Source organism: Haloarcula sp. HT12, assembly GCF_055271655.1.
Window position 1 is genome coordinate 642,018 of the sequence record NZ_JBUXKW010000002.1, and the last position, 16,554, is coordinate 658,571.

The 16,554-nt window shown below is 61.0% G+C and carries 17 protein-coding genes; 16 read left to right on the forward strand and 1 reads right to left on the reverse strand.

Annotated features, from left to right (window positions below; genetic code table 11):
- Positions 1-62: 62 nt before the first annotated feature.
- The 16 genes from ACY9XZ_RS08530 (at position 63) to flaJ (ending at position 15,079) form a co-directional block, all read left to right on the forward strand.
- Positions 63-788 carry an RAD55 family ATPase gene (locus tag ACY9XZ_RS08530; RefSeq protein WP_463456608.1) on the forward strand — a complete coding sequence of 242 codons (726 nt, stop codon included), beginning with the start codon at positions 63-65 and terminating at the stop codon, positions 786-788.
- 156 nt (positions 789-944) lie between these two features.
- Positions 945-1,280: an ArsR/SmtB family transcription factor gene (locus ACY9XZ_RS08535; protein ID WP_004515272.1), complete on the forward strand. Its 336-nt coding sequence runs from the start codon at positions 945-947 to the stop codon at positions 1,278-1,280.
- Positions 1,281-1,363: 83 nt separating this feature from the next.
- On the forward strand, positions 1,364-1,639 hold the full coding sequence (locus tag ACY9XZ_RS08540; RefSeq protein ID WP_008307830.1) for a DUF7521 family protein: 276 nt from the start codon (positions 1,364-1,366) through the stop codon (positions 1,637-1,639).
- Positions 1,640-1,951: 312 nt separating this feature from the next.
- Positions 1,952-2,557: an archaellin/type IV pilin N-terminal domain-containing protein gene (locus ACY9XZ_RS08545; protein ID WP_463456609.1), complete on the forward strand. Its 606-nt coding sequence runs from the start codon at positions 1,952-1,954 to the stop codon at positions 2,555-2,557.
- Positions 2,558-2,647: 90 nt separating this feature from the next.
- Positions 2,648-3,223: a DUF7500 family protein gene (locus ACY9XZ_RS08550; RefSeq protein ID WP_463456610.1), complete on the forward strand. Its 576-nt coding sequence runs from the start codon at positions 2,648-2,650 to the stop codon at positions 3,221-3,223.
- 129 nt (positions 3,224-3,352) lie between these two features.
- Positions 3,353-3,835 carry a hypothetical protein gene (locus tag ACY9XZ_RS08555; RefSeq protein ID WP_463456611.1) on the forward strand — a complete coding sequence of 161 codons (483 nt, stop codon included), beginning with the start codon at positions 3,353-3,355 and terminating at the stop codon, positions 3,833-3,835.
- On the forward strand, positions 3,832-5,877 hold the full coding sequence (locus ACY9XZ_RS08560) for a hypothetical protein (RefSeq protein ID WP_463456612.1): 2,046 nt from the start codon (positions 3,832-3,834) through the stop codon (positions 5,875-5,877). The genes ACY9XZ_RS08555 and ACY9XZ_RS08560 overlap by 4 nt, the downstream gene beginning before the upstream one ends.
- A gap of 86 nt (positions 5,878-5,963) precedes the next feature.
- Entirely contained in the window at positions 5,964-6,323 is a 360-nt protein-coding gene (cheY, locus tag ACY9XZ_RS08565) for a chemotaxis protein CheY (protein WP_463456613.1), read from the forward strand.
- The gene (locus ACY9XZ_RS08570; RefSeq protein WP_463456614.1) at positions 6,324-7,541 is read left to right on the forward strand and encodes a chemotaxis protein CheC; all 1,218 of its coding nucleotides are present in this window, start codon (positions 6,324-6,326) and stop codon (positions 7,539-7,541) included.
- On the forward strand, positions 7,541-8,062 hold the full coding sequence (locus ACY9XZ_RS08575) for a chemotaxis protein CheD (RefSeq protein ID WP_463456615.1): 522 nt from the start codon (positions 7,541-7,543) through the stop codon (positions 8,060-8,062). The genes ACY9XZ_RS08570 and ACY9XZ_RS08575 overlap by 1 nt, the downstream gene beginning before the upstream one ends.
- A 271-nt stretch (positions 8,063-8,333) precedes the next feature.
- Positions 8,334-10,004: a FlaD/FlaE family flagellar protein gene (locus ACY9XZ_RS08580; RefSeq protein ID WP_463456616.1), complete on the forward strand. Its 1,671-nt coding sequence runs from the start codon at positions 8,334-8,336 to the stop codon at positions 10,002-10,004.
- Positions 9,988-10,425 (forward strand): archaellum stator protein ArlF, encoded by a 438-nt coding sequence (gene arlF / locus ACY9XZ_RS08585; RefSeq protein ID WP_463456617.1) that lies wholly within the window; start codon positions 9,988-9,990, stop codon positions 10,423-10,425. Before ACY9XZ_RS08580 ends, arlF begins: the two co-directional genes overlap by 17 nt.
- A gap of 1 nt (position 10,426) precedes the next feature.
- Positions 10,427-10,882: an archaellum stator protein ArlG gene (gene arlG / locus ACY9XZ_RS08590; protein WP_463456618.1), complete on the forward strand. Its 456-nt coding sequence runs from the start codon at positions 10,427-10,429 to the stop codon at positions 10,880-10,882.
- Complete coding sequence (gene arlH, locus ACY9XZ_RS08595; protein WP_463456619.1) at positions 10,879-11,640, forward strand: archaellum protein ArlH; 762 nt, start codon at positions 10,879-10,881, stop codon at positions 11,638-11,640. Before arlG ends, arlH begins: the two co-directional genes overlap by 4 nt.
- 14 nt (positions 11,641-11,654) lie before the next feature.
- Entirely contained in the window at positions 11,655-13,328 is a 1,674-nt protein-coding gene (locus ACY9XZ_RS08600) for a type II/IV secretion system ATPase subunit (protein WP_463456620.1), read from the forward strand.
- 2 nt (positions 13,329-13,330) lie between these two features.
- Positions 13,331-15,079: an archaellar assembly protein FlaJ gene (gene flaJ / locus ACY9XZ_RS08605; RefSeq protein WP_463456621.1), complete on the forward strand. Its 1,749-nt coding sequence runs from the start codon at positions 13,331-13,333 to the stop codon at positions 15,077-15,079.
- A gap of 275 nt (positions 15,080-15,354) precedes the next feature.
- On the opposite strand, the gene ACY9XZ_RS08610 is transcribed toward flaJ, so the two are convergent.
- Positions 15,355-16,452: an aminopeptidase gene (locus ACY9XZ_RS08610; protein WP_463456622.1), complete on the reverse strand. Its 1,098-nt coding sequence runs from the start codon at positions 16,450-16,452 to the stop codon at positions 15,355-15,357.
- Between the last annotated feature and the right edge of the window lie 102 nt (positions 16,453-16,554).

The following is a 16,554-nucleotide window of genomic DNA, read 5'->3' on the forward strand; positions in this document are numbered from 1 at the left end:
CAAGACTTTTTAACATTCCCGACAGAGAAGTATCTAATCAACTTCCAGTTCCTTCCGAAACTATGATTGAGCAAACCAAAACGGGGATCGAGGGCCTCGACGACATTCTGAACGGCGGCATTGTGAAGAACTCGACGACACTGGTGAGCGGCAACCCCGGGGCCGGGAAATCGATCCTCTGTCTCCAGTACATCTACAACGGCGTCGAAAAGTACGACGAGAAGGGAATTTACCTCTCTTTCGAGGAAGACGCGTCGGACCTCCGGGAGGCCGCCGAATCCATCGGCTTCGAAAACTGGCAGGACCACGTCGACAACGGCGACATCAAGGTGTACGACAAGCAGGTGCTCCTGCGGGAGAACGACTTCACCTCCTCGCTGGATATTCTGCTGGAAGAGCTCGAAGACGGCGACTACGACCGGCTGGTGCTGGACTCGCTTGCCATGTTCGAACTGTTCTTCGAAAACGAGAAGGAGAAACGGACGTATCTCCTGAAGTTCACTGACATCCTCAGCGACAGCGGCCTCACGACGCTGATGACCAACGAACAGGGGGCCGTCTTCCCGGACACCGAGATCGGGCTGGAGAACTACCTGACTGACGGTAACATTTACCTCATCCAGACGCCGACCGACACCGGCGTGAACAGATACGTCTGGGTCGCCAAGATGCGAAAGCAGAACATCGAGACCGATATCTACCCGATGGAGATCGACCACGGCGGAATCGATGTCCACCAGAACGCCAGCGCCTTCTCGATGATGAGCGAGGAAGAATCACCAATTTAGGGACAGGATAGAGTCATTATTACTCCGTAGAACGACGGATACAGCCACACAGAGCCCTGTTTTCGTACGAACGTCCCGTAACGCGTGTTCGTCTCTCATGCACTCGATATCACAGGCGATAGCTTTATTATCGACTGAATTTATGATTTGATAACGATGGATTCAGGGGAGATTCTTCAGACGCTTGGCAATAAATACAGCGCCGAAATCCTCGACGCAACGGACGAACCGGTCTCCGCACAGGAACTCAGCGACGAACTCGGCATCCCCATCGCGACGTGTTACCGACGGATCGACGAGCTGACCGAGCACGATCTCCTGGAACTGCACGACAACATCCTCTCTGACGACCGGCGCCGCATCAAGGTGTACCGGCGGAACGTCGACGAGGTCCGGGTCGACTTCGACGACGAACTGACTGTTCACATCGAAGAGCGGTCGGAAGTGACCAACAAGCTCGACGAAGCGTGGCGGACCCTGTCCGAGCGGTAGAACAGCTCAAACCGACGTTATCACGAGAGATATTTTCGAGCATGGATTTAATAACGGGTTCGCTGTAGCACTGTACAGTGCCGATGATAGAACTTCTCTACGCCATCTCGACGCTGGTGTTCGTCGTGGCCGGACTGACGATGGTCGGGATGGCCATGCGGGCGTACGTCCAGACATCCCGGCAGGCGATGCTGCACCTCTCGGTCGGGTTCTCGCTGGCGATTGCGGGGGCGGCCGCCACGATGATTAGCGCGTTCATCAACGACTTCGAGGGCGTGCGGTCGCTGCTGCTGGTCAACAGCGGCCTCACGACCTTTGGCTATCTGTTCGTGATGTACAGTCTCGTCACGTACGAGTGAGCATCTGCCGCTTCCCAACCCAGTCTCTCAGCGGGGGCCACTCCTCGGTTTACACCTGACGCGATATCCGCTGCTTACAGTCCAGTAAGCACTGATTTCTATCGCTGATATCCACTGTCGAGTTACATCAAATCTGATTCTCAGTTGCGCAACGATATCACTGTCTGCTTCAAGTCGAATTACGACCGTTCTGCTGCCAGAATAGGACCTAAGCCCACTCAAACCAGTGTTATCAGGATATATAATTTGGGGGGAGGTATTATTACTAACGAAAAGAACGGTAGGGTAGGGTCAGACAGACCCGGATCAACAATGCTAACGGAACTAACGAACGACGACGACCGCGGGCAGGTCGGTATCGGCACCCTCATCGTGTTCATCGCGATGGTGCTGGTCGCCGCAATTGCCGCGGGCGTCCTGATCAATACGGCTGGCTTCCTCCAGAGCAGTGCGGAGGAGACCGGACAACAGAGCAGTGACCAAGTGACCAACCGGCTGCAGCTCGTCAACGCTGTCGGTGAAGACATCACAAGTGGTGGTGTTGGTACGGTGAACCTAACGGTCAAGCGTGCCCCCGGTGCAGCTAACATCGATATCGGAAGTACGATCGCCCAGTGGGTCGACTCCTCCGGCTCATACGATCTGACTGTCGAGGACGGTGCTGAAAGGACGGCAGACGGAGAGAACTTCGGCGTCACGCAGGTTCAGGACGACGACGGCTCCATCTCTGAGAGCCAAGTGCTGAACGACCCGTCTGACCGTGCCCGTCTCGAGTTCGATACATCCGCCATCCGCGGCAGCAATCTCGCGGAAGGTTCAACGGCAACTGTCCGACTGAACACCCAGTCCGGTGGGACGACGACCGTCCGCCTGGTCGTTCCGGAGACCCTGTCTGGTAACTCCGCAGTCAGCCTCTAAGCTCTCGGATATTTTCGTTTCGACGCGTATCTTTTCTCACCCACTCTGACCAGCGACGGAGTTATACGATAGCCACACACAATAGCACGTATGGCTCGGCGGTCAGACGAACCGAATCCGGAAGAGGGCAAGGTACTCTCGCCCGAAGAGCTCGATATCGCCGACGACGAGCACGTCACCGAGATCGACGAGGGCCGCTACGTCGTCTCGTCGGACGTCCGCACTGACGACTCCTACGGGAATCAGGTCTCGTCGGATTCGGCGTCTGAATCCCCGCCATCTCCAGCGCCTGACCCGGAGCCGTCGACTCCCGAGTTCTCCGATGCGAACGTCCACGAGTGGCTCGCCGAACAGATGGCAGACTCGAACGCCAGATACGGCTTCGACGTGACCGCGAAGTTCGACGGTGACGTCGACCAGCAACAACTCGCCTCCAACGATATCGTCACGGTCTTCGAGAGCTTTATGCTCTGGTACGGTCGTCAGATGGACGGTTCAACGCCGGTCGAGGAAGTCCTCGGGATTCTCCTCTCAGAATCGAACGTCCCGGTTCGCTATCCGCCGGCAGTTATCAAACAGCTAGTTCGGTCGACGCAACTGACGCCCGACGACTCTATCGCTGATCTCTTGCAGGCTGTCGAAGACGCTGACGGTGCCGAACTTTGATGTGAACCGCTGTATGTCATTCTCACACCGATCGTCTGTAATCGGGCAGTGGTCCCGGTAAGCAGTTACAACAGCCTGCTCGACTGACGAGGGATTTAAATCCGGGCACGGCAGTGTGTAGGGTATATCATGGTCCCCCGCCATCCGCCGACGGTCGTTGCCCTGTTCGTTCTGGTGACGCTCGTCGTGACGGGACCACTCATCGGCGTCGACGCCGTCAGGACAGAACCGACGACTATCGGTGATGGGACGGCGGCTGTCAGTTCTGTCCAGGTGACGACTTCCGAGATACGGATCACAGACGGCAGATTCGGAACGGACGTGGCGTATCTCCGAGTGCCCGATGCCGGCGTGACCGTCGACTCCGTCTCCGGTCGCCCACGGTTACTGTACCAAGTCGACGTGCCTGCGCTCGATATTTCCCTCGAAGACGAGAGAGTGCTCTCGGCGGGGCAGTCCGGGACGTACCGGCTCGCACCCGGCGACAGGGCGATTTCGCCGTCGTCACTGGACCGGGACACGTACACTGGAAGTGTTCGGATCCGAGTCCAGAGCTTCGAAGCTGACCAGACGATAGTCGCTGAAAACGTGACGGTTCGGGTGGCGCGATGAGCCGAAATCTCGGCCGTTTCAGGGATCGCTGTCGACGGATCGGAAAAGCTGTCTTCGGCGACCGCTACGGCTACGCCCTCTGGCTCGGCCTGCTCGTGACGTTCGGACTGTACTGGCGCGTTGGCATCTTCATCACCGACACGTACACGACCGCCAACACACTTGTCGCTGTTTCGAACGGCAAGCTTCACATCACGGAGACGCCGTACTCCCTGACGCTCGGCTCGCAGCCGGGACTGCACGAGTCCGGCGGCAGACTCTACGGGCGCAACTACGGCCAGGTCGTCCTGGCTGTTCCGCTCGTATGGGCGCTTCAGGCCCTATCAACGCTCGTCACGCCGCGGTTGCTGCTCCTCGGCCTCTGGTCGGGTACCGTCCTCGCTTTCGTCTCCCAACTCGGTGTGCTCGGACAGCGTCATACCGACACCGCCAGGCGAACGATTCTATGGGCCGGCAGCATTGTTGTTGCGATCCTGTTCCTGAGCGGTGTGTTGACGGCGACAGCCCTTCCCGACACGCCGCTTCCGATTGCTGCGTTTCAGCTCTCGACGATGCTCGCAGCAGCGACGACGGCTCTCGTCCTCTACCGGCTTGTCGCCATCTGGCACGACCGTTCTGTTGCGCTGGCGGCCGGTGTCGCAATCGGAATCGCGTCGTCTGTCGGGTTCTGGGCCTCGCTCCCGAAACGCCACGTCTTGGTGGGGCTGCTGACACTGGCAACGGTGTACCTGTTCGCCCGAAGCCGAGTCGCGTACGCCGACGCCAGGTTCCGGCTCGGACTGGGCTTTCGTGCCGGTGCGTATCTGACAGCCGGACTGGTTACCTGGACGCACGCCTTCGAGGGGTTCTTCCTGGTGGCGACGCTGGCTTTCGTGGACCTCGTCACCGCCAGACGGAACTCCCTGCTGCATCTCGCTGTCGTCGGGCTCGGGCTGTTCGCCGGTTCGCTCCCGATGCTCGTGACGAACTTCCTGCTATCCGGCAACCCGGTTGAACCACCGCGGCTCCTGCCGTCTGTCGGCGGTGCGAACGTCGAGTTCACACCCGATACCGGCGGTGACGGCGGAACAGGTAGTGGCAGTGGCGCGGGTGGGACTGAGGGAGGTAGAACTGACGGTGGCACGGGTGGCGGTACAAGCGCGGGCTCTGATGGGAGTGATGGTGGGAGCGGTGGTGGTGATGACGGGCGTGGTGATGACGGGCGTGGTGATTCCGGACTACCGATTGTGACACCGCTACTCGGTCTGTTTGAGCGGCTAGTAGATCCTGCGACACCCGCGATATCGTTCGTCTTGGATGCCGTTTACAGCGGACTCAACGTACTGACCACCCCCGATAGGATGTCTCAGATTTTCCTCCGGAGCGGTACAGCCTCAGGTATCAATTACGCCCCAAATAGCTACGAGGCAATCGAACTGACAATGCTTGAGTCCGTCCCGCTTTTTGGTGCAGTAGCGGCGCTCCCTGTGGTCTTGATTCGAGCAGCCAGTCAGCGGATACGGCAATGGAACGTTTTCCCCTCGCGGTACCCGCCTCGAACGCAGACAGATCTGTTCGTCGCGGCTCTCACGGTCGTGTTCACGCTCATCTATCTGAGCCGTCTACCATTGCACACACAGCTCACTGTTCGGTATATACTGCCGACTGTTCCGCTCATCATGTACGGCGTCGTTCGGATTCCAGCGGTACACGAGGCCGCTGGGGATGCAAAGCGATGGCTGACTGGTGGATACGCTGCGAGCACTGTCGGCGGTCTCATCCTCGGGTTGGGTGTCGTTGCCGGACTCGACCTGGCGCTCGGGGAGGCGGTACAGTTCCACGCGCTCCTCAATCTCGGCGCTGCAGCGGTCTGTGCCGGGGCCGTGCTGGGCCGTACCGTTGCTCCCGATTACGTCTCCTCCAAAGCCGTCGCGGTCGGTCTGGCACTTCCGGCCGGATTGACGACAGCGTACGTCCTGCTCTCGGGGTCTGTGTACTTCCAGTATGGCCCCTTCGCGCTCGATTTCGTTCGTGTTCTCGTCACACATCTCCCGGCGGTGTAACCGGGTTTCGGAGCCCACCGATATCACACGCGATAATTTACGGGACACCTTTATCTAACTCATCGGGATATGTAGCCTTGATAGGCATGCCAGACGTACTGATCGCCGACGATTCAGAGTTTATGCGTAACCTCCTCCGCGAGATTCTCGAAGAAGATCACGAGATCGTCGGGGAGGTCGAGAACGGAGTCGAAGCAGTCGAAGTATTCAAGGAAAAAAGTCCGGATCTGGTGATGATGGACATCGTGATGCCCATCCGCGACGGCATCGAGGCCACGGACGAGATCAAATCCTCCAGCCCCGACGCGAACGTTATCATGTGTACGAGTGTCGGCCAGGAAGAGAAGATGAAGGAGGCGGTGAAAGCTGGGGCTGACGGGTACATCACCAAGCCGTTCCAGAAACCCAGCGTGATGGAGGCCATCGAGGACGTCGTCCCCTCATAGATGAACGTCGATATCCAGTCGCTCGGCACGTTCAACCAACTCGCTCACGAGGGGGCGGAACAGGCCACGCAGTCGATGGGCCAGATGACGGGTATCGACGCCGTCGTCGACGTGACCAAGATCACGCTACTCGATAGAGCAGACGTCGGCGAGGAGCTGGTGGGCCGGGATTTCGTCGGCGTCCAGTTCTCCTTTGACGGCGTACTGGAAGGCGATACCGTCCTCGCTTTCGACGTGGACAGCGCCGGGACGATCACCGAGGAGATGATGCCTGGCAGCGGCGACGACGAGGCGATGGCCCGAAGCGGCATCGAGGAGATCGGCAACATCATGATGAGCGGGTTCATCGACGGGTGGGCCGACTACGTCGGTGCGACCATCGACCACTCGCCGCCGGAGTACATCGAGGAGTCCGGCGGTGACGTGCTTCCCGATGCACCCGAGAACGGCGATCATCAGCAGGTGTTCGTGTTCAAATCGGAGATCGAGTGGATCGACGAGTCGGTGAACTTCTACATCTACATGCTCCCTGAGTACGAATCGCTCACGGAGATGATGGTGGAGCACGTCGATACGGACGGCGACGCCATCCCCATCGACAAGCTCCAGACGTTCAACGAGATGACGACCAGCGGCACCCAGAAAGCCGCCGACAACGTCGAGATGATGACCGGTATCCCGACGGCGGCGGAGGTAACACAGATCAGTTTCGCCCCCATCGAGGACGTGCCGAAACAGATCGGGACGGACACGTTCGTCGGGACGGTCGTCGAGTTCACCGGGACGCCCAGTGGCTACCTCATGGTGCTGTTCGACGAAATCTCGGCTATCAACGTCGCGGAGGCGATGATGCCGATCGAGATGGACAGCGAGGAGCTGACCGACCAGCACAAGGCCGCCATCGAGGAGCTGGGGAACATCATGACGAGCGGGTTCGTCGACGGCTGGGCGAACGTCCTCCAGACCTCCGTCGAACACACGCCGCCGCGGGTCGTCCACGACATGGGGCGGGCGATCATGGACCCGCTGGCGGCGCAGGTCGGGCAGTACCAGGAGCACGCGTTCATCATCGACTCCCAGATGCAGACCGACGATATCGAGTTCCAGGCCGAGATTCACGCGCTACCCAACGAGAAGGAGTTACGCGCCGCCCTCAACGACCTCGACGTCGACCGGGCGACCGAGACGAGCGCGGACGTGGAACAGATATTCGAATAATGAAAGTATACGATGGCAGCCAAACAGAGAGCCCCGACCAGAGCACGCCGGAGCGCATCAAAGTCGGTATCGCTGAGTACAGGGTGACCACGGAGTCGGCGCTGCTGACCACGAGTGGACTGGGTTCCTGTATCGGGATCGCGATCTACGACACCCGTAACACGGTGGCCGGGCTCGTTCACGTGATGCTCCCGTCCGCAGCTGATATCGATGGCGGCAACCGCGCGAAGTTCGCGGATACGGGCATCGAAGCGCTCATCGAGGCCATGGAGGACGACGGTGCGTCGACGGACACCATGGAAGCCAAAATCGCCGGCGGGAGCGACATGCTCGACTTCTCCGAGAACGGGTCCTCTATCGGCTCGCGCAACGCGGAGAAAGTGCGCGAGACGCTCGATGAGTACGGGGTGCCCGTTGTCGCCGAGGACCTTGGCGGTGATCACGGTCGGTCCGTCAAGCTCGAAGCGGACACCGGCAACCTCGTCGTCAAGAGCGCGAACACGGATTCGATAACGCTGTGACCTGCACGAGCATTCGATAACGCTGTGGCCTGTACGAGCAACAGTCGTCGTGCGTGAACCGGGCGTCAGACGGGCGACAGCCGCTCGTCTGCCGGGGGCGCACTGATACGCTCTGTTCTCTCTGTTACGGTCTGAAATTAAAATGAAATGTAACAGGCTAGTACTTGAAACGTTAATTTACTCTATCTGAGCCGGGAAAATGGGATATTATTATCAAATATGATACGCTAAGGGGAATATTCAAGAGTAGAAATAGCATGAGATACAAGAGATGAGTAGTCTCGCTCTCGTGCCGCTGGCTCCAGCCGTCTCACCGGAACTGGTTGGACTGGCACCAGCCCTCTTAGTTCTGCTGACCGGCGGGCTGGTCGGTATGAGCATCAAGAACATGTTCGATTCGATTCTGTCGGACGACGAGAGCGGGGACGCGAGCGAGGACGGCGGTGGCGGCGAGATGGCCGACGGCGGTGGCCTGATGGCTGACGACGGCGGTGGCGGCGGCGACGACCTCGGGGGCCTCGGCGGGCTCGACGATGGCGGCGACGACATGGGCGGGTTCGGTGACGACGAGTTCGGCGACATGGAGGACGCCAGCGGGCCCGACACAGACGAACTGGAACACCGACTCGACGAACTGGAAAACGAAGTCGGGAGCCTCTCCTCGACGGTCAACACGGTCCGGACGGAAAACGAGAGCATCTCCGAGTCCGTCGAAGAGACCGAGGAGAACGTCCGGAAGCTGCTCGATATCTACGAGATGGTCACCCGCGGCGTCAACCCCTTCGCCGACGACGTCGACGGCGGTATGGGCGGCATGGACGCCGGCGGCGGCTCATTCGGCCTGTTCGACGACGACGGGAGCGACGATACCGAGGAGGACATCGACGACGACGTTGCCAACGCCGACGCGGAGGGCTTTTTCGACGAAGACCTGACGGAGGACACCGGCGGTGACATGTCGATGGACGACGGCGGTGTCGACGACATGTTCCCCGACGACGGCGACGACATGGGCGGCTTCGAGGACGACGGCGGGTCGTTCGACGAGGAGTTCGACGATTTCGACGACACGGAGGAGGACATGAGCATGGACGATGGGATGAGCATGGATGACGGGGAGAGTATGGACGAGGACAGCGACGACGGCGACGGCGGCAAATCGTTCGCAGAGCTCAAAGACGAGTACGAGTCCGGCGACGCCGAGTGGGCCGAGGGCGAGGAACCCGAGGACGAAGCCGACGACGACCCGCTTGGCGGAGACGATGACGACCTGCTGGCCGATGAGGACGACGACCTGCTGGCCGAGGACGATGAAGGCGGCGATACGGGTGGCTTGGAAGACGACGACCTCTTCGACGAGGTCATCGAAGACGACGGGATCGACGAGGCCGAGGCGGCTACGGAAGCCGAAACAGAGCCAGAACCTGAACCAGTGGCCGAGACGGAGCCGGAACCGGAACCAGAACCGGAACCCGAGCCCGAACCAGTCACGGAGCCCGAACCGGAACCGGAACCGGAACCGACGAGCGCGACACAATCCGAGACGACGGCAACCGCCGACACCGATACGGCGTCGGAGGCGGACGCAGACGCGGGCTCAGACGACGGCAAGCCGTACCTGTCGACGATGCCGGAAGGGTTCGCGGCGGACCTCATCATCGTCGAGTGGCTGGAGTTCCTGGTCCAGCACTCGGGCTATCGCGAGACGGCCCGCGCCATCGACTACTACGAGACCATCGACTGGATCGACGAGTCGGTCGCGGACCAGCTCAAGGAGTACCTCCGCGGCTTCGACGACGTGAGCGACACCGGGGACGGGCTATCTATCGACCACCACACGGAGAGCCTGCACTACATCTCGCAGCTTGACAGTGACAGCGGCGCTGACGCCGTTGCGCTCTCGAAACTGGTGGGAGGTGGTTCCGATGGGATTCAGCGTTAGCGGCTCGGCAGCCGTCATTTTCGTGGCTGCGTTCATCGGCTTCGGGATGTTCTACTCCGCGACTGCTAACAGCTTCGAGCGGGTCGCGGACGCCCGTGAGGACCAGCAGGACCGGCTGCTCGATCAGCAGAACACCGACATCTCGCTCGTGTCGGCGACGTGGAACAGCAGCGGGAACGACGATCTCGTTGTGACCGTCGACAACACCGGCTCCGAGACGCTGTCGGTCGAAGCAACCGACCTGCTGGTCGACAACGACTACCGAACGGGCTATGACACGACCGTCGAAAGCGACAGTTCGACGGATATCTGGGCGTCACAGGAGCGGTTGACGATCACCGTCAGTTCGCTCAGTAGTCAGCCTGCCCGGGTGAAAGTCGTCACCGGGAACGGCGTGGCCGAAACGATGGTGGTGAGCTAACATGGCGAGCGTCTCCGTCTCACACCTGATCCTGTTCATCGCATCGATGGCCATCGCCGCGAGCGTGGCCGGCGTGTTCACGAGCAGTATCGGCGAACTGAGCAACGCCGTTTCGGAGCAGGGGCTGGACGTGAGCAGCGACGTGCGGAGTGATGTCGAAATCATCTCTGACAGCGGTAGCGACAACATATACGACGACAGCAGTGACACGATCACTATCCACGTCAAAAACACCGGTTCGGAGACGCTGTCGCCAGTCCCCGGACAGATAGACGTGTTCGTGGACGGAACCTTCGTCAGTGACTACACGGTGACGCTGGAGCCCGACGGCGGCAATAGCTGGCGGCCGGGCGGGGTCGTCCGCATCGATATCAACCGCAACCTCAACCTCGATAGCGACCACCGTCTCAAGCTCATCGTCAACGGCGACGAGGAGGTGTTCGAGTTCAACACATGAGTATCGCAAGTACTGACCTATTCTCCCTTGGACTGGACGATCACGACCGACTGAACAAGGAACTGGGCGGCGGTATCCCGCCGGGGAGTATCATCCTCGTCGAGGGTGACTACGGAGCCGGCAAATCCGCCATGAGCCAGCGGTTCACCTACGGCCTCTGTGAAGAGGGCCACGAGGTGACCTATCTCTCGACGGAGCTCACCGTCGGCAGCTTCCTCGACCAGATGCACTCGCTGTCCTACGACATGGTGGACCACATCCTCGACGAGGACGTGCTGTTCCTGCACGCCGATATCGGTGAGTCGAACGCGCTCACCGGCGGTGACGACGAGACCGACCGGAAAGAACTCCTCAAGCGGCTGATGGAGGCCGAGGTGATGTGGGACGCCGACGTGGTCGTCATCGACACGTTCGATGCCATCCTCCGGAACGACCCCAAGTTCGAGGCCCTCGTCCGGCAAAACGAGGAGCGACAGGCCGCACTGGAAGTCATCTCGTACTTCCGGGACGTCATCTCGCAGGGCAAATGCATCATGCTCACCGTCGACCCATCGACCCTGGACGAGGAGGCAATCGGCCCGTTCCGGGCCATCGCCGACGTGTTCATCGAACTGGAGATGATCGAGGTCGGCAACGACGTGCGCCGGCAGATCAACGTCCTCCGCTTTGCCGGCATGGGCGAACAGGTCGGTGACACCATCGGGTTCTCGGTGCGTTCGGGAACCGGCATCGTCATCGAATCGCGGAGCGTCGCTTAGAGGTGACATAAGATATGACAGACCACGGACGTGCGAAACCGTCGGACGAACTTCGACAGATGGCAGCGCGGCGGCCCCACCTGCGGGACCACCTGAAGAAGTTCAAGCAGATCACCGGTGAGTTCCCGATGCTCATCGACGAGGCCGACGACGAGTACGAGACGAACCGGCCGAACGTGCTCTATCCCGTCGGCGGCCCCATCTTCTGTCATATCTACGGCGACGTGGGCCAGGACATGAAGTACTACGCCATCGAGCCGGAGCTCGACGAGGACGAGCGAACGGTGTTCAGCAAGGTCCGCAACCGTCTGCTCCAGCGCAGCGTCAACAAGCCCGCACCGGAAAACGAGGCTCAGTTCGACGACCGCATCGAGGAACTCCTGCAGGAGACCACGAAAGTCCGGGACGAGGACAGCGACAGCGGCGTCCTCACGCGCCTGTCGAATCTCACCGACGTGAGCAGCGTCGAGGTGACACAGGAGACCTACGAGAACATCCTCTATCGGCTGAACCGCGACATCGTCGGGCTCGGCCCGCTCGAACCGGTCATGCGCGACCCGGCCAACGAGGACATCCACGTCATCGGCCGCAGCGAGTGCCACGTCGACCACGGGGTGTACGGCATGCTCGAAACCACCGTCGAGTGGGAGAGCGAGGAATCGTTCGACCAGTGGCTCCGCAACATGGGCGAACGGATGGGCGATCCGGTTTCCGACTCGGACCCCATCGTCGACTCGACGCTCCCGGACGGGTCGCGTCTGAACCTCATCTACTCCGACGACGTGAGCCTCAAAGGCCCCTCGCTCACGATCCGTCAGGGCGACGAGGTCCCACTCTCAATCTTCCAGATTACCAAGTGGATGACGCTGTCGCCGCAGTTGGCCGCGTATCTCTGGCTCTGTCTGGAGAACGAACAGACCGTGTTCGTGGTCGGGGAGACGGCGTCGGGGAAGACGACGACGCTGAACGCCATCACCTCGTTCATCCCCGACGACGCGAAGATCTACACCGCGGAGGACACCGCCGAGGTGCTCCCCCCGCACAACACCTGGCAGCAACTCCTCACTCGCGAGGGCGAAGACGAGGGGACCAGTATCGACATGTTCGACCTCGTTGCGGCCGCGCTTCGTTCCCGCCCGGACTACATCATCGTGGGGGAGGTTCGTGGCGAAGAGGGCCGGATGGCGTTCCAGGCCGCCCAGACCGGTCACCCGGTGATGCTGACCTTCCACGCGAGCGACATCGTCTCGATGATTCAGCGCTTCACCGGAGAACCGATCAACGTCCCCGAGACGTTCATGGACGTGGCCGACGTGGCGCTGTTCCAGAACCGCGTCAAGCAGGGCGATCAGGTCCTGCGCCGTGTGACGAGCGTCCAGGAGATCGAGGGGTACTCCAAGGAGATGGACGGCGTCGTTACCCGGCAGGTGTTCAACTGGGACCCTGTCGAAGACGAGATAATCTTCCAGGGAATGAACAACTCCTTCGTCCTCGAAGAGCAGATCGCGACCCTCCTGGGGTACGAGGACACGCGCGACATCTACGACGACCTCCAGTTCCGCGCAAACCTCATCGAGCGAGCCATCCAGGAGGGGATTCTGGGGTATCACGAGGTCAACGACTTCATCTCGGACTTCCAGCGCGACGGGGTCGAAGGGATTCCGTTCAACATGGCCAGACCCGACTGACGATGGCACAGGGCGAAGCCGAGAGCGACCTCGATCTGACGATTTCCGAGACGATCCAGTCGCTCGTCGAGTCCTACCGCCAGATGACGATCCCGCTGGAGCGGTATCTCTTTCTCATCCTCCTGCCGGCCGTCGCCTTCTTCATCATTTCGACGGTCGTGGCCTTGCTGTTGGATCAGCCCCTTGCGGTCCGAGCACCGATCCCACTGCTCGGCTTCCTGGTGATGGCCTCGGCGATTTTCTACCCGAAAATCCTCCTGAGCCAGCGCAAGCGCGAGCTCAACAACCGGTTTCACCTGCTCATCACGCACATGACCGTGCTGGCGACGACAAAGATCGACAGGATGGAGGTGTTCCGAACGCTGGCCGAGGAAGACGAGTACGGCGAACTCGCCATGGAGATGCACCGCATCGTCCAGCTGGTCGACACCTGGAACCTGAGCCTCGACGACGCCTGCCGCCGCCGGGCGAAACAGGTGCCGAGCCGCGCCGTGTCGGACTTCTTCGACCGCCTCGCGTACACGCTCGGGGCCGGCCAGGGACTGGACGACTACCTCCTGACCGAACAGGAACAGATCATCCAGCACTACTCGACGGTGTACAAGAGCTCGCTCGACAGCCTGGAAGTCATGAAGGACCTCTACCTGTCGATGATTCTCTCGATGACGTTCGCGCTGGTGTTCGCCGTCGTGCTGCCGGTGCTGACCGGCACGAACCCGACGATGACTGTCAGCGCCGTCATCGTGATGTTCGTCTTCGTCCAGACCGGCTTCTACCTCGCCATCCGCTCGATGGCCCCCTACGACCCGGTGTGGTTCCACCCGGTCGACTACCCCTCGCCGGTCGAGTCCAAACTCAACAAATCGATGGTCGCCGGCGTGGGACTGTCGATGGTGCTCATCTTCATCACGCTGGGCGGCATGCTCGGCGTCTCGCCGATCACGCTGAACGACCTCTTTTTCATGTTCGATGAAGTGCCGCTACCGCTGTACGCCGCCGCGCCGATAACCCCGATGCTCATCCCCGGCATCGTCTTCCGGCAGGAAGAACAGCGCATCAAGGACCGCGACTCGGAGTTCCCGAACTTCATCCGCGCACTGGGGGCGACTGAGGGTGCGAAGCAGTCGACGACCGGCGCGGTGCTTCGCACCCTCCGCAAGAAGGACTTCGGCGCGCTATCGCCCAACATCGATAACCTCTACAAGCGACTGAACATGCGGATCGAGCCGACGTCCGCCTGGCGCTTTTTCACCGCGGACTGTCGCTCCTACCTCATCCAGACCTTCTCCGAGATGTACCTCATCGGCCGCGAGATGGGTGGGTCGCCCAAGCAACTGGGCGAACTCATCTCCGAGAACATGAACCAGGTGCTGCAACTGCGCCAGAAGCGCAAGCAGGCGACGACGACCCTCGTCGGCCTGCTGTACGGGATGACCGCCGCCTCGACCTTTGCGTTCTTCATCGGCCTGCAGGTCGTCAACATCCTCGCCGGCATGTCGCTCAATCTGAGCACCGGCAGTCGGCTCGACGCCGCCTCGCTCATCAACACGAGCGTCTACAACATCCCGCTCATCGAGTTCCTGCTCATCATCATTATCATGTTCGGCGCGATGCTGTCGTCGCTGATGATCCGGACCGTCGACGGCGGCCACAACGCCAACACGTACATGCACTTCGTCATGCTCACGTGGATCGGCGCGGTTACCGGGACGTTCACGAAGTGGCTGGTGTCGCAGTTCCTCTCAATCTGAGAGTACCTTTTTACTGCGTCGGGTGTCCTCGCGCGCTCTTCGAGCGCGCTGTGGGCACCTCTCCTTGTAAAAATCTACGCTAAAAACGACCTCCGAGTCGCGGCCGCTGGCCGCGCTCGGAGTGAAACCGCTCGCTCCGCTCGCGGTACATCACAACAGCATCAGCACAGCCCTCGGCAGACCTGCCCTTCCCCGGGGAGCGCCACGGAGGGCGCTCCCGGCCCCCAGCACTGCGACAGCGACTCCCGGCCTGCCGCACGGCGGTACTGCGACAGCTACCCTTCGAACCCGTCTTCCCACCGGAACAGGCCGTCTCTCTGGACGACCTCGCCGTCGACTTCGAGGCGTGACCCCTCGCCCATCGTCGTGATGAGATCCTCGTGGACGGCGCTGTCGTTGCCGGACTCGCCCTCCGGCAGGCAGGCGTCGTACGCGCGCCCGAGCGCAAGGTGAACGGTCCCGCCCATCTTCTCGTCGAAGAGGATGTTGTCGGTGATCCGGTCGACGCCGCGGTTCATCCCGATGCCGAGTTCGCCCAGTTTGCGGGACCCACCGCCGGTCCCGATGATATCGTCGATGACCGACTCGCCCTGCTCGGCTGACCAGTCGACGACGACGCCGTCCTTGAACGTCAGCTCGACGTTTTTCACGCGGCGGCCCTGGATCGTCATCGGCACGTCGAAGGTGACGACGCCGGCAGTGTCGTAGGGCGCGGTGAACACCTCGCCCGAGGGGAGGTTGTGCGAGTCGTAGGCCACGCTGGCGGCGGAGTTGACGGCGACCCGACCGTCGATGAACAGCGTGATGTCTGTACCGTCGGCGACGATACGGACCTTCTCGCCGTCGTCGAGAATCTCTTTCAGTCGAGCCTGTTCTGCAGCCAGGGCCTCCCAGTCGCGCAGCGTCGCGTCGTAGACGAAGTCCTTGTAGTCGGCGTAGGCCATCCCGGCCTGCTGGGCCATCGCCCGCGTCGGGTGCTGGGTGGACACCCAGTCGGTGTCCAGGCGGGCCTCTCTGATTGCCTGCCGGGCCGTTGAATACGCCTGTCGCTGGTCGCTGTCCACGTCAGCCGTCTCGGTGGTGTTTCGTGACCCTTTCAGAAACAGCACGCTGTCGGCCCGTTCGTACAGCGCCAGTTCGTACTCGGGGTCCTCGGGAAATGACCCGTCGTGGGCCTGCAGGTAGGCTCGCGTGAGTTCGTCGGACTGGTACGTCGACAGCAGGTTCGCGCCGCGGTCGCCGAGTTGCTCGGCCACGGCGACCCCGAGGTCGTGGGCACCGTCCTCGACGGCCACGACCACGTCGTCGCCCGCTTCGATGCGAGCGCTCCAGTCGACGAGGGTTCGGGCGTGTTCGCGGATGCGGTCGTCCATATTCGCTTCACGGGCAGCCGGAACAAAACGGCGATGGTCCCCGAACTATAACGGATGATGTGATTGTATTCCGTTGATTTTTTGCGTTCCAGAACCGGACTG